Source organism: Curtobacterium sp. LFS084 (assembly GCF_047977705.1).
In the GTDB taxonomy this organism is placed as follows: Bacteria; Actinomycetota; Actinomycetes; order Actinomycetales; family Microbacteriaceae; genus Curtobacterium.
Genome location: NZ_JBFPFM010000003.1, coordinates 121,809 through 135,305, shown reverse-complemented (window position 1 = coordinate 135,305; position 13,497 = coordinate 121,809). Strand labels below are relative to the sequence as shown.

The window sequence follows — 13,497 nt, the reverse complement described above, 5'->3', positions numbered from 1 at the left end:
CAGATTCGAACCCGACCGTCGTCCTCGTCGGCGGACCGCCCCGGTCGACCGACGGACGAACAGGAGATCACCATGCAGGACGAACAGCCCACCACGCGTCGCCGGACCCTCCGGGCGGTCGGCATCGGTTCCGCCGCGGCGGCCGTGCTGGTCCTCGGCGGGATCGGGGTCAGCGCGGCGATGGCCGCCCCCGCCGCACCGAGCTCGGCCGCGACCGGCGCGCCGACCGCCGGCCCGAGCGGCGCCCCGACCGGAGCCCCGACGGACGGTCCCGCCGCCGGCCCCGGCACGAAGGACGGCGCCGCGGGCTCCGCCCCCGGATGCGTCGCCGGCCCGCTCGCCGACGGGAAGGCGCCCACCCCGCCGAAGGACGGCACGGCACCCACCCCGCCGAAGGACGGGACGGCACCGACCCCGCCCGCCGCTCCCGGGTCCGACGCCACCTCGACGCCGGAACCGACGACCGGGTCCTGAGCACCCCGCACCCGCCGCGGGAGGCGCGTGCCGTCGGCCGACGGACCGACGCGTGCCGCGCCTCCCGACCGGCGGAGCCCTCAGGGACGCTCGATCGCCTCGATCGCCGCCACCACGCTCGCGCGCCGCGGCGATCGACGCGGCAGTGCCGCGAGCAGCGCCAGCAGCACCTGCTCGTCGGCTGCACCGTCCGCGGTGCGCGCCCACGCCTGCAGCGCGTCGACGCCGCCGTCCTGCAGGAGCGACTCACGGAACCGTGACCGGACCCGGTCGCGCAGGTCGTCGACACCCGGCGACGCGGAACCCGGCAGGACCGGTCCCGTGTAGCGGTCGACGGCCTGGAGGCGCGCCCCGCGGTCGAGCGCGGACAGCACCGTCTCGACGTCGGTGCGGATGCCCTGCAGGCGGTACGGCCTGGACGTGAGCCGCGCGTCGAGCCCGTGGTGCGCGAGGACGCGCCGGAGGCGCACCACCTCGGCGCGCAGCGTCTGGACGGCGCGGGCATCGCCGTAGACCGCGACCGCGAGGTCCGCGGCCGCCAGCCCCTCGGGGCTCGCTGCGAGCACCGCCAGGATCTCCGAGTGCCGCTCGGACAGCCTGGTCGACCGCGTGCCGACGTGCAGCGTGGCGGTGTCGGCGCCGAGCAGGGTGAGCTCCGCCGACGCGACGGGTCCCGGACGGGTGGTCCGTGCCGAGAGGGCCGCCAGCGCGAGCTCCGCCTCGGCCGCCGCAGCCGTCGCGGTCAGGAGCGGGAGGGTGTGGCGCTCGACCGCGCGGTCGTCGCCCGTGATGTCGAGCGCGCCGACGACCGTGCCGGCGGCGTCGCGGAGCGGGACGGCCGTGCACGAGAACCCCTTCACCGCGGTCGCGTAGTGCTCCTCGGCGTGGATCTGGACCGCGCGCCCGAGCCGGAGCGCCGTCCCGGGGGCGCTCGTCCCGGCTCGGTCCTCGGCCCAGTCGGCGCCGGGGACGAACCCCATGCCCTCCGCCGCGCGCCGGGCGGACCGTGCGCCGTCCACCCAGACGAGCCGACCCGTCGCGTCGGCGACCGCGACGACGCACCCGGCCGAGCGGACGTCGTCGAGCAGGAGCCGACGGACGACCGGCAGTGCCGTGCCGAGCGGGCCCGCGCGGCGGAGCGCGTCGAGCTCGTCCTCGCCGAGGGAGGGCGTCGGCACGGCGTCCGGGTCGACGCGGGCGGAGCGGCGCCAGGACGCGGCGACGAGCGGACGGAGACCGGACGGTTCGCGCATGCGCCCTCCTGTCCGGTCCCCGTCGCGTCGTCGCGACCGGTGCGGTCAGCCTACGTCGGGTGCCGCGCGCGGGCCAGGGCCGACGAGGCCGAGATCCGCGAGTTCGCCGTCGTCGAGCATCCGGGACCGGGTGAGGAACCGCTTGCCATCCGGCACCTCGAGGGAGAACCCGGCGCCTCGGCCGTCCACGACGTCGATCGTGAGGTGGGTGTACTTCCAGTACTCGAACTGCGAGCGGGACATGTAGACCTCGACGGGCGCGATGCCGTCGACCTCGAGCGCGCCGAGCAGCACGTCGCCGGAGCCGGTGGTGAACATGCCGACCGGGTAGCACATCGGGCTGGAGCCGTCGCAGCACCCGCCCGACTGGTGGAACATCAGCGGGCCGTGCCGGGCGGCGAGGGAGCCCAGGAGCGCCGCCGCCGCCGGTGTCACGGCCACCCGGGCGGTCGTGGGCCGGTCGTCGGTGTGCGGCATCAGAAGAAGCCCATCGGACCCTCGGCGTAGGACACGAGGAGGTTCTTCGTCTGCTGGTAGTGCTCCAGCATCATCTTGTGGTTCTCCCGCCCGATGCCGGACTGCTTGTACCCGCCGAACGCCGCGCCCGCCGGGTACTGGTGGTACGTGTTCTCCCACACACGACCCGCCTGGATGTCGCGGCCGGCGCGGTAGAGCGTGGTGGCCTCGCGGCTCCACACCCCGGCGCCGAGGCCGTAGAGCGTGTCGTTGGCGATCGAGATCGCGTCGTCGTAGCCGCTGAACGACGTCAGTGCGAGGACGGGGCCGAAGATCTCCTCCTGGAAGATCCGCATCGAGTTGTCGCCCTCGAACACGGTCGGCTGGACGTAGTAGCCACCCGACAGCTCGCCACCGAGGTCGGCCCGCTCGCCGCCGGTGAGGAGCTTCGCGCCCTCCTGCTTGCCGATGTCGATGTAGCTCAGGATCTTCTCGAGCTGGTCGTTCGACGCCTGCGCCCCGATCATCGTGGCGAGGTCGAGCGGGTGTCCCTGCTTGACCGCACGGACCCGGTCGAGGCCGTCGGCGACGAAGCCGTCGTAGATCTCCTTCGCCACGAGGGCTCGGGACGGACACGTGCAGACCTCGCCCTGGTTGAGGTTGAAGAAGGCGAAGCCCTCGAGCGCCTTGTCGTAGAAGGCGTCCTTCTCCTGGGCCACGTCGGCGAAGAAGAGGTTCGGGCTCTTGCCGCCGAGTTCGAGCGTCACCGGGATGAGGTTCTGCGAGGCGTACTGCATGATCAGCCGGCCCGTGGTCGTCTCACCGGTGAACGCGACCTTGCGGATGTCCGGGTGCTGCGCGAGCGGTGCGCCGACCTCGATGCCGAAGCCGTTCACGACGTTGAGCACACCGGCGGGGAGCAGGTCACCGATCAGGTCGATGAGGACGTGGATGGACGCCGGCGTCTGCTCGGCGGGCTTCAGGACCACGCAGTTGCCCGCGGCCAGGGCGGGTGCGAGCTTCCACACCGCCATCAGGATCGGGAAGTTCCACGGGATGATCTGGCCGACGACCCCGAGTGGCTCGTGGAAGTGGTACGCCACGGTGTCGTGGTCGATCTCCCCCGTCGACCCCTCCTGCGCTCGGATCGCCCCGGCGAAGTAGCGGAAGTGGTCGATGGCCAGCGGGATGTCCGCGCCGATCGTCTCGCGGATGGGCTTGCCGTTCTCCCACGTCTCGGCGACGGCCAGGGACTCGAGGTTCTGCTCCATCCGGTCGGCGATGCGGTTGAGGATCGCGGCGCGTTCGGCGACACTCGTCCGGCCCCAGGCGGGGAAGGCCTTCCACGCGGCCTCGACCGCCCGGTCGACGTCGGTGGAGTCCCCGCGGGCGATCTCGGTGAAGACCTTGCCGGTGACGGGAGTGGGGTTCTCGAAGTACTGACCCCCGGCCGGCGGGACGTACGCGCCGCCGATGTAGTGGTCGTACCGGGAGCGGAACGAGACGAGTGAGCCCTCCTCGCCGGGTGCGGCGTAGGTGGAGGGGGACGGTGCGATGGTCATGGTGGACACCTTTCGACGACGCTGTCGGGGCGCTGGATCCGCGCCTGCCCGAACGCTACGACCGTCGGGGTTGCATCCGGTTGCATCCCGGTTGCACCCGGCGGCCCGAACGGACCCCGGCCGGTCGAGGTAGCGTCGTTGCGAGCAGACCTGACAGGGAGGAGTGCTCGTGGATTCTCGTGCCGTCCGCACGTTCCGGGTGTTCGTCGTCGTCACCGCCATCGTCGCCGTCGTGCTCGGCGTCGTCGCGATCGTCTGGCCGAGGCCGTCCCTCGTCGTGGTGGCGCTGCTCTTCGGCGTGTACCTCGTGGTCGCCGGTGCCCTCCGCGTGTTCGCCGCCGTGCGCGGCCACGGGACCCCGTCGGTGTGGCGGTGGACGTCCGGCATCGTCGGCGGACTCGTCGGCGTCGCCGGGCTCGTGACGCTGCTCGACCCCGCCGTCCCGCTCCTCGTCTACGCGGTGCTCGCGGGCGTCGGCTTCATCGTCGAGGGGATCGCGTCGCTGGTGGGCGCGTTCGTCGGACACCCCGGGTCCTCGCGGATCCCGTCGGTCGTCAGCGGCGTGCTGTCGATCCTCGGTGGCGTGGTCGTGCTCGTCGCGCCGGGCCTGGCGTTGACCGTCTTCATGGTCTTCTCCGGGATCGCGCTGATCGTCGTCGGCGCCGCGGCCCTGCTGCTGCTCCCGCCCCGGGCAGCCCTCCGCCGGTAGCGGGCACCTGTCAGGCCCCGCACGGTCCGGGGCCGCGGGATCCGAGGCTGCACGGTCCGGGGGTCGTGTACGCCGGGGGCCGTGTGCGCCGGTCGGCTAGGCGCTCCCCGTCCCGAACAGCAGGCCGAGCCCGTACGTGACCGCAGCGGCACCGAACCCGATCGCGAGCTGCCGGAGCGCCCGCCGGAGCGGCGACGCCCCGCTGAGCACCCCCACGACGGCACCGGTGCCGAGCAGCGCGATCCCGACGAGGACCGCCGCCACCGCGATCGCCGCCCACCCCTCGAGCCCGAACAGGTACGGCAGCACGGGGATGATCGCCCCCGACGCGAAGAAGCAGAAGCTCGAGATCGCCGCGCTCATGCCGTTGCCGATCGCCTCGTGGTCGTCGACCGACGCGGTCCCCGTCACCGTGGCACCGCCGAGGACGTCGTCGGCGTGCTGCTGCGCCTCGGTCTCGGACATCCCCCGGGCCCGGTAGACGAGGGCGAGCTCGTTGGCGTCGACGTCGAGGTCCGCGACGGCCCGGCCGGCCTCGGGGTGCGGGGCGGAGGCGGTGAGCAGCTCCCGCTGGGACCGGACCGAGACGTACTCCCCCGCGCCCATCGAAAGCGCCCCGGCGAGGAGGCCGGCGATGCCGCTCAGCAGGACGAAGTGCCGGTCGGCCCCGGACGCGCTGACACCGATGATGAGCGCCAGGTTCGACACGAGGCCGTCGTTCGCGCCGAACACGGCGGCGCGGAACGTGCCGGACAGGCGCATCCGCCCGCGGTTCGCGAGCCCGCGCACGACCTCGCCGTGGATCCGCTCGTCCGCCGCCATGGTCGCGGTGGCGTCGGCGTCGTCGGCGTACGGCGATCGGTCCTCGGCACGCTGCATGAGGGCGAGGACGAACACCGACCCGAACCGCTTCGCGAGCGAGGCGAGCACGCGGGTACGGAGACTGCCGCGCTGCGGGCGGCCCACGTCGTCACCGAGCAGGTCGAGCCAGTGCTGCTCGTGCCGCCCCTCGGCCTCGGCCAGGGCGGACAGGATCTCGCGCTCCTCGCCGTCGCGCCTGGCGGCGAGGTTGCGGTAGACGGCGGCTTCCGCCCGCTCGTCGGCCAGGTACCGGCGCCAGCGTCGGACGTCGGCGCGCTGGGCGGTGGGTCGGGACTGGAGGCTCACACCGGCCATCTTGCCCGCTCACGGAGCCGCGTGGTCGCGGCGGCCGCGGGGCGGGACGCGACAGGGCGCGGACCGGAGGCTGCGTGCGTCGCCGCACCGTGCCTCCCGTCCGCGCCCTGTCGGGACGCGACGGACGTCAGTCGCGCACGTAGGCCGGAGCGGCCTCGGCGTGGGCGTCGCCCACGCGGTGGACGCGCAGGTCGTTCGTCGACCCCTCGATGCCGGGAGGCGAACCGGCCGTCACGATGACGCGGTCGCCGGGCGCGACGAGACCGTTCTCGAGGAGGACGTCGTCCACCTGCGAGAAGAGCTCGTCGGTGTGGGTCTTGCGCTCGACGAGGAACGAACGGACGCCCCAGGTGAGCGCCATGCGGCGACGGGTCGCCTCGTTCGGGGTGAAGGCGATGATCGGCAGACCGTGACGCAGACGCGACATGCGGCGGGCCGAGTCGCCGGACTCGGTGAACACGCAGAGGTACGAGGCCTCGGTGAACTCGGCGATCTCGACCGCGGCGAGCGTGATCGCGCCGCCGAGGGTGCGCGGCTTCGTGCCGAGCGGCGCGATGCGCTCGAGGCCGTGGTCCTCGGTGGACTCGACGATGCGCGCCATGGTCCGGACGGTCTGCACCGGGTACTCGCCGACGCTGGTCTCGCCGGACAGCATGACGGCGTCCGCGCCGTCGAGCACGGCGTTCGCGACGTCGGAGGTCTCGGCGCGGGTCGGGATCGGGGACGAGATCATCGACTCGAGCATCTGCGTCGCGACGATGACGGGCTTCGCCATGCGGCGGGCGAGCTCGACGGCACGCTTCTGCACGATCGGGACCGCCTCGAGCGGGAGTTCGACACCGAGGTCACCGCGGGCGACCATGATGCTGTCGAAGGCGTCGATGATCTCCTCGAGCGCGTCGACCGCCTGCGGCTTCTCGATCTTCGCGATGACGGGGAGGCGCTTGCCCTCTTCGTCCATGATCTCGTGCGCGCGCTGGACGTCGGCGGCGTTCCGCACGAACGACAGCGCGATGAGGTCGGCGCCCTGACGGATGCCCCAGCGGAGGTCCGCCTCGTCCTTCTCGCTGAGCGCGGGGACGTTCACGGCGACGCCGGGCAGGTTGATGCCCTTGTTGTTCGACACCGTGCCGCCGACGACGACCTCGGTGCGGACGCGCACGCCGTCGGTGTCGAGCACGCGGAGGTGGACACGGCCGTCGTCGATGAGCAGCGGGTCGCCGGGCTTGACGTCCTGCGGGAGGCCCTTGAACGTCGTGCCGCAGATCTCCTTCGAGCCGGGGACGTCCTCGGTGGTGATGGTGAACACGTCGCCGACCGCGAGGTCGTGCGGGCCGTCGGCGAACTTCGCGAGGCGGATCTTCGGACCCTGCAGGTCGACGAGGATCGCGACGGGCTTGCCGAGCTCCTCGGCGGCGCGACGGACGTTCTCGTAGTTGGCCTCGTGGACGCTGTAGTCACCGTGGCTGAGGTTGAGGCGGGCGACGTCGACGCCCGCTTCGATGATCTCCTTGACGGTCTCGTACTCCGACGTAGCCGGTCCGAGCGTCGAAACGATCTTTGCGCGTCTCAATGGATTCCTTCGTGGTGGTGGATGGTGCTTGGGGCTCCGCGCTGTGGGGCCGCGCGGAACGAAGCGAGGCCACCAGCACCCTATCGAGTGCTGGTGGCCGGTCGCTCACGAGTGGGTGAGCATCACGTGCGCGCCCACGTCAGACGGAGATGGCACGGTCGGTGGCCTTGACGGGGGCCGGCAGGATCGTCGAGCCCTCGAGGTACTCGTCCACCTTCGCGGCGGCGGCGCGGCCCTCGGCGATCGCCCACACGATGAGCGACTGCCCACGGCCGGCGTCACCGGCGACGAAGACGCCCGGCTCGTTCGTGGTGTAGTCGGCCTGGCGCGCCACGGCGCCGGACGCCGTCACCGGCAGCCCGAGCTGCGGCTCGAGCGTGTCGGTCTCGGGACCGGTGAAGCCCATCGCGACGAGGACGAGGTCAGCGGGGATCTCGCGCTCGGTGCCGGACTTCGGGACACGACGGCCGTCCAGGTACTCGGTCTCGGCGACGCGGAGCGCCCGGACCTCGCCGGCCTCGTTCGCGAGGAACTCGACGGTGGACGCGAGGTAGTGCCGCTCACCGCCCTCCTCGTGGGCGCTGGTGACCTCGAACACGGTCGGGAACATCGGCCACGGCTGGTCGGACGGACGCTCCAGCGGCGGCTGCTTCCCGATCGCCAGGTTCGTCACGCTCAGCGCGCCCTGCCGGTGCGCGGTGCCGATGCAGTCGGCTCCGGTGTCGCCGCCACCGATGACGACGACGTGCTTGCCCTCGGCGGTGACCTGGTTGTCCACGGTCGTGCCGGCGTTCGCCTTGTTCTGCTGCACGAGGTAGTCCATGGCGAAGTGCACACCCGCCAGGTCGCGCCCGGGGATCGGCAGGTCGCGCGGCACCGTGGCGCCGGTCGCGACGACGACCGCGTCGTAGCGGGACTTCAGGTCGTCCCACGTGATGTCGCGCCCGATCTCGACACCCGCGCGGAAGCGGGTGCCCTCGGCCTGCATCTGGGCGAGGCGCATGTCGATCTGGCGCTTCTCCATCTTGAAGTCCGGGATGCCGTAGCGGAGCAGACCGCCGATCCGGTCGTCACGCTCGTAGACCGCGACGGTGTGGCCGGCGCGCGTCAGCTGCTGGGCGGCGGCGAGGCCGGCGGGGCCGGACCCGACGACCGCGACCGTCTTGCCGGTCAGGCGCTCCGGCGGGTGCGGGGTGACCCAGCCGTTCTGGAACGCCTCGTCGATGATCGAGACCTCGACCTGCTTGATCGTCACCGGGGGCTGGTTGATGCCGAGCACGCAGGACGCCTCGCACGGTGCCGGGCAGAGCCGACCCGTGAACTCCGGGAAGTTGTTCGTGGCGTGCAGCCGCTCGATCGCCTGTCGGCCCTCGCCGCGCCAGGTGAGGTCGTTCCACTCGGGGATGAGGTTGCCGAGCGGGCACCCCTGGTGGCAGAACGGGACGCCGCAGTCCATGCAGCGTCCGGCCTGCCGCTTGAGCGCGCCGGACTCCTGCTGCTCGTAGACCTCTTTCCAGTCCATGAGTCGCACGGGCACGGGTCGTCGGGCGGGGAGCTCGCGCTCCTGCACCTTGAGGAAGCCCTTCGGGTCAGCCACCGGTCACCTCCAGAATGCGGTTCCACACCACGTCGCCGTCGGGGTCGAGCCCCTCGTCGACGGCCTGTTGTCGGGTCTCGAGCACGGCCGCGTAGTCCCGCGGCAGCACCTTGACGAAGTCGCTCAGGTCACCGGCTTCGAGCAGTTCGCTCGCGAGGGTCGACCCGGTCTCGGCGGCGTGCCGCGCGAGCAGGTCGTTCACGATCTCGACGTCGGCGCTGTCGAGCGGCTCGAGCCGGAGCTCGCCGGACGCGAGTGCGTCGGTGTTCACGTGCTCGTCGCGGAGTCCACGGACGTAGGCGGTCCCGCCGGACATGCCGGCACCGAGGTTCCGGCCGGTCTCGCCCAGGATGAGCGCGAGCCCACCGGTCATGTACTCGAGCGCGTGGTCCCCCACCCCCTCGACGACCGCGGTGGCACCGGAGTTGCGCACCAGGAACCGCTCACCCACGATGCCGCGGATGAACATGCTGCCCTGGGTGGCGCCGTAGCCGATGACGTTGCCGGCGATGACGTTCTGCGCGGGGTCGAACCCGCTGCCGGCGTCGGGACGCACGACGATCTCGCCGCCGGACAGCCCCTTGCCGACGTAGTCGTTGCTGTCGCCGACGAGCCGGAGCGTGATCCCGGCGGGCAGGAACGCACCGAGCGACTGTCCGGCGGACCCGCGCAGCGTCACGTCGATCGAGCCCGACGGGAGTCCGTTCTCGCCGTGCCGCAGCGTGACCTCGTGCCCGAGCATGGTGCCGACCGCGCGCTCGGTGTTCCGGATCGGCAGGTCGAGCGCGATCGTCCCGCCGTGCTCGAGCACGTCGGACGTCTGCTGGATGAGCTGCACGTCGAAGTGCTGCTCGAGCTCGTGGTCCTGGTCGCGCAGGTGCCGACGGGGCTCGTCGGCGTCGAAGTGCGGCCCCTTGAGGACGGGCTCGAGGTCGAGGCCGGCGGCCTTCCAGTGCTCCACCGCGCGGTCGACGTCGAGGGCGTCGGCGTGCCCGATGGCCTCTTCGAGGGACCGGAAGCCGAGCTCGGCGAGGAGCTCGCGCACCTCTTGGGCGATGAACTCGAAGAAGTTCACGACGAACTCGGGCTTGCCGCTGAACCGCTTGCGGAGCTCCGGGTTCTGGGTCGCGACGCCCACCGGGCAGGTGTCGAGGTGGCAGACGCGCATGAGGATGCAGCCCTCGACCACGAGCGGTGCGGTCGCGAAGCCGTACTCCTCGGCGCCGAGCAGCGCGGCCACGACGACGTCACGGCCGGTCTTCATCTGCCCGTCCACCTGCACGACGACGCGGTCGCGCATGCCGTTCAGCATGAGCGTCTGCTGCGTCTCGGCGAGGCCGATCTCCCACGGGGTGCCGGCGTGCTTGAGCGAGTTCAGCGGCGACGCGCCCGTACCACCGTCGTGCCCGGATACCAGGACGACGTCGGCGAGGGCCTTCGTGACACCGGCGGCGACGGCGCCGATGCCCGACTGGCTGACGAGCTTCACGTGGACGCGTGCGGACGGGTTCGCCCGCTTCACGTCGAAGATCAGCTGCTTGAGGTCCTCGATCGAGTAGATGTCGTGGTGCGGCGGTGGCGAGATCAAGCCGACACCGGCGGTCGCGTGCCGGGTGCGGGCCACCCACGGGTAGACCTTGGTCGGGGGCAGCTGCCCGCCCTCGCCAGGCTTCGCACCCTGCGCCATCTTCAGCTGGATGTCGGTCGCGTGCGTCAGGTACATGCTCGTGACGCCGAAGCGCCCGGACGCGACCTGCTTGATCGCACTGCGACGCTCGGGGTCGAGCAGACGGTCGACGTCCTCGCCGCCCTCACCCGTGTTGGACCGACCGCCCAGCCGGTTCATCGCGATCGCGAGGGTCTCGTGCGCTTCCTTCGAGATCGACCCGTAGGACATCGCGCCGGTGTTGAACCGCTTCACGATCGACTCGATCGGCTCGACCTCGTCGAGCGGGACGGGCTTGCGGGCGCCCTGCGCGAACCGGAACAGGCCGCGGAGGGTCATGAGCTGCTCGGACTGGTCGTCGACGGCCTGCGAGTACTCGCGGAAGATGTCGTACCGGCGCGAGCGCGTGGCGTGCTGCAGTCGGAACACCGTGTCCGGGTTGAAGAGGTGCGGCGGGCCTTCGCGACGCCACTGGTACTCGCCGCCGGTCTGCAGGCGCTCGTGGGAGAGCACCGCGCCGTCCTGCGGGTAGGCCTGGGCGTGCCGCTCGGCGTTCTCCTTGGCGATGACCTCGATGCCGACACCGCCGAGGATCGAGGACGTCCCCGTGAAGTAGCGGTCGACGAACTCCTGGCTGAGCCCGACGGCCTCGAAGGCCTGCGCTCCGGCGTAGCTCGACACCGTCGAGATGCCCATCTTCGACATGATCTTCAGGACGCCCTTGCCGAGCGCCTTGATCACGTTCTTGACGGCCTGCTCCGGGGTGATGCCGGTGATCATGCCCTGACGGACCAGGATCTCGCAGGTCTCCATCGCCAGGTACGGGTTGATCGCCGAGGCGCCGTAGCCGATGAGGGTCGCGACGTGGTGGACCTCGCGCACGTCGCCGGCCTCGACGATGAGCCCGACCTTCATGCGCTGCTCGGTGCGGATGAGGTGGTGGTGGACCGCGGCGAGCAGCAGCAGGCTCGGAACCGGGGCCTGCTCGGCGTTGCCGTCACGGTCGGACAGCACGATGAACTGCTTGCCCGACTCGATCGCGGCGTCGACCTCGTCGCAGACGGCGGCGATGCGCTTCTGCATGGCCTTCTTGCCGGCGTCGACGCGGTACAGGCCCTTGATCGTGACGGTCAGGTGCCGACCGGACTCGGTCTCGAAGTGCTGGATCTTCGCGAGCTCGTCGTTGTCGATCACCGGGAAGTCGAGCGTGATCTGCTTCGCGTGCTCGGGACCGGCGGTGAGCAGGTTGCGCTCCGGCCCGAGGCCCATGCCCATCGAGGTGATGACCTGCTCGCGGATCGAGTCGAGCGGCGGGTTCGTCACCTGCGCGAACTGCTGCGTGAAGTAGTCGAAGAGCAGGCGGGGACGCTGGGACAGCACCGCGATCGGCGTGTCCGAACCCATCGCACCGAGCGGCTCCGCCCCGGTCTGCGCCATCGGACGCAGCAGGATGCGGACCTCTTCCTCGGTGTAGCCGAAGGCGCGCTGACGACGGGTCACGGACGCCGGCGTGTGCACGATGTGCTCGCGGTCGGGCAGGTCGGCGAGGTTGATCCGCCCGCCGTCGAGCCACTCGCCCCACGGGCCGGAGGTCGCCAGCTCGCGCTTGACCTCGTCGTCCTCGATGATGCGGCCCGCCTCGGTGTCGACGAGGAACATCCGGCCGGGACGCAGACGGCCCTTGCGGACCACCTTGTCGGCGGGCACGTCGATGACACCGGTCTCGGACCCCATCACGATGAGGCCGTCGTCGGTCACGAGGAAGCGGCCGGGACGCAGGCCGTTGCGGTCGAGCGTCGCGCCGACCAGCGTGCCGTCCGTGAACGTGATGGCAGCGGGTCCGTCCCACGGCTCCATGAGCATCGAGTGGTACTCGTAGAACGCGCGGAGCTCGGGGTCCATCCCCGTCTGGTTCTCCCACGCTTCCGGCACCATCATCGAGACCGCGTGCGGCAGCGACCGGCCGGTGAGCGTCAGGAGCTCGAGCACCTCGTCGAAGGACGCCGAGTCGCTCGCACCGGGGCTGACGATCGGCAGCAGCGGTGCCATGTCCCCGAGGAGCTCGCTCTGCAGCTGGGACTGGCGGGCCCGCATCCAGTTCCGGTTGCCGCGGACGGTGTTGATCTCACCGTTGTGCGCGAGCGTCCGGAACGGCTGGGCGAGCGGCCACGACGGGAACGTGTTCGTCGAGTACCGGGAGTGCACGATGGCGAGCTTCGACGCGAAGCGGTCGTCGCTGAGGTCCGGGTAGAACGGCTCGAGCTGGAGCGTCGTGACCATGCCCTTGTAGACCATGGTCCGGCTCGACAGCGACATGAAGTACACCTCGCTGTCGTGCTCGGCACGCTTGCGGAGGCGGAAGGCCTGACGGTCGAGCGCGACACCGCTCCAGGACGCGCCGTGCACGTCGTGGCGGATCGAGGCGACGAAGAGCTGCTCGAACGCGGGCATCGCCGCACGTGCCAGGGTGCCGAGCACCTCGGGACGGACGGGCACCTCGCGCCAGCCGATGACACGCAGGCCCTCTTCACGGGCCAGGCGCTCCACGGCGCCCTTCGCCGCGTGACGGTCGTCCTCGTCGACCGGCAGGTAGGCGGTCCCCACCGCGTACTCCCCCGCGGCCGGCAGCTCGAACGGCGCCACGGCACGGAAGAAGTCGTCCGGCACCTGGCAGAGGATGCCCGCGCCGTCACCGGTCCCGGCGTCCGAACCCACCGCACCGCGGTGTTCGAGGTTGCGCAGCGCACCGAGGGCGGCGTCGACGATGTCGTGCCCCGCGGTGCCGCGGAGCGTGGCGACCATGGCCAGGCCGCACGCGTCCTTCTCGTTCGCCGGGTCGTACATGCCGGCGGCGTCCGGGATCGCGGAGAACCGACGGTGCGGCGGCTGGAGTGCCGCCGGGGACTGGGGTGGCTGGAGCGCCATGGGGAACCGTCCTCACGAGGAAGTGGAACAGGGACAGCGGTGGCCCGGTGGTGCGTTCCGCCCGCAGTGGGCGGGACTGGTGCCCGTGCCCGCCGACAGTGAGTTG

9 protein-coding genes are annotated in these 13,497 nt (G+C 71.7%); 2 read left to right on the top strand and 7 right to left on the bottom strand.

The annotated features are described in order from the left end of the window. Positions 1-72 precede the first annotated feature (72 nt). Positions 73-474 (top strand): hypothetical protein, encoded by a 402-nt coding sequence (locus tag ACNQOV_RS03415; protein ID WP_416393382.1) that lies wholly within the window; start codon positions 73-75, stop codon positions 472-474. Positions 475-554: 80 nt separating this feature from the next. On the opposite strand, the gene ACNQOV_RS03410 is transcribed toward ACNQOV_RS03415, so the two are convergent. The 3 genes from ACNQOV_RS03410 to ACNQOV_RS03400 are packed head-to-tail and all read right to left on the bottom strand — an operon-like array spanning position 555 to position 3,745. After that, the gene (locus ACNQOV_RS03410) at positions 555-1,727 is read right to left on the bottom strand and encodes a GAF domain-containing protein (RefSeq protein WP_022905558.1); all 1,173 of its coding nucleotides are present in this window, start codon (positions 1,725-1,727) and stop codon (positions 555-557) included. A 45-nt stretch (positions 1,728-1,772) separates the two neighbouring features. Then, on the bottom strand, positions 1,773-2,204 hold the full coding sequence (locus ACNQOV_RS03405) for a DUF779 domain-containing protein (RefSeq protein ID WP_416393381.1): 432 nt from the start codon (positions 2,202-2,204) through the stop codon (positions 1,773-1,775). Next, positions 2,204-3,745 (bottom strand): aldehyde dehydrogenase family protein, encoded by a 1,542-nt coding sequence (locus tag ACNQOV_RS03400; protein WP_402263146.1) that lies wholly within the window; start codon positions 3,743-3,745, stop codon positions 2,204-2,206. The genes ACNQOV_RS03405 and ACNQOV_RS03400 overlap by 1 nt, the downstream gene beginning before the upstream one ends. Positions 3,746-3,914: 169 nt before the next feature. Between ACNQOV_RS03400 and ACNQOV_RS03395 the strand changes: the two genes are divergently transcribed. Next, entirely contained in the window at positions 3,915-4,454 is a 540-nt protein-coding gene (locus ACNQOV_RS03395; protein ID WP_187290445.1) for an HdeD family acid-resistance protein, read from the top strand. Between the two features lie 96 nt (positions 4,455-4,550). Here the strand turns inward: ACNQOV_RS03395 and ACNQOV_RS03390 are convergent, their stop codons facing one another. The 4 genes from ACNQOV_RS03390 to gltB form a co-directional block, all read right to left on the bottom strand. Then, positions 4,551-5,630, bottom strand: coding sequence for a VIT1/CCC1 transporter family protein (locus ACNQOV_RS03390; RefSeq protein ID WP_416393380.1), 1,080 nt, complete (start codon positions 5,628-5,630; stop codon positions 4,551-4,553). Positions 5,631-5,757: 127 nt separating this feature from the next. Continuing rightward, positions 5,758-7,203: a pyruvate kinase gene (gene pyk / locus ACNQOV_RS03385; RefSeq protein WP_416393379.1), complete on the bottom strand. Its 1,446-nt coding sequence runs from the start codon at positions 7,201-7,203 to the stop codon at positions 5,758-5,760. A gap of 139 nt (positions 7,204-7,342) precedes the next feature. Continuing rightward, positions 7,343-8,800 carry a glutamate synthase subunit beta gene (locus ACNQOV_RS03380; protein WP_402263155.1) on the bottom strand — a complete coding sequence of 486 codons (1,458 nt, stop codon included), beginning with the start codon at positions 8,798-8,800 and terminating at the stop codon, positions 7,343-7,345. Further along, entirely contained in the window at positions 8,793-13,310 is a 4,518-nt protein-coding gene (gene gltB, locus ACNQOV_RS03375) for a glutamate synthase large subunit (protein WP_416393435.1), read from the bottom strand. The genes ACNQOV_RS03380 and gltB overlap by 8 nt, the downstream gene beginning before the upstream one ends. Positions 13,311-13,497: the final 187 nt, after the last annotated feature.

What these genes read in the sequence shown, in the direction of transcription:
- ACNQOV_RS03410 (WP_022905558.1), bottom strand. Translation starts at nt 1,727, where the DNA reads ATGCGCGAACCGTCCGGTCTCCGTCCGCTCGTCGCCGCGTCCTGGCGC.
- ACNQOV_RS03390 (WP_416393380.1), bottom strand. Translation starts at nt 5,630, where the DNA reads ATGGCCGGTGTGAGCCTCCAGTCCCGACCCACCGCCCAGCGCGCCGAC.
- ACNQOV_RS03415 (WP_416393382.1), top strand. Translation starts at nt 73, where the DNA reads ATGCAGGACGAACAGCCCACCACGCGTCGCCGGACCCTCCGGGCGGTC.
- ACNQOV_RS03400 (WP_402263146.1), bottom strand. Translation starts at nt 3,745, where the DNA reads ATGACCATCGCACCGTCCCCCTCCACCTACGCCGCACCCGGCGAGGAG.
- ACNQOV_RS03405 (WP_416393381.1), bottom strand. Translation starts at nt 2,204, where the DNA reads ATGCCGCACACCGACGACCGGCCCACGACCGCCCGGGTGGCCGTGACA.
- gltB (WP_416393435.1), bottom strand. Translation starts at nt 13,310, where the DNA reads ATGTACGACCCGGCGAACGAGAAGGACGCGTGCGGCCTGGCCATGGTC.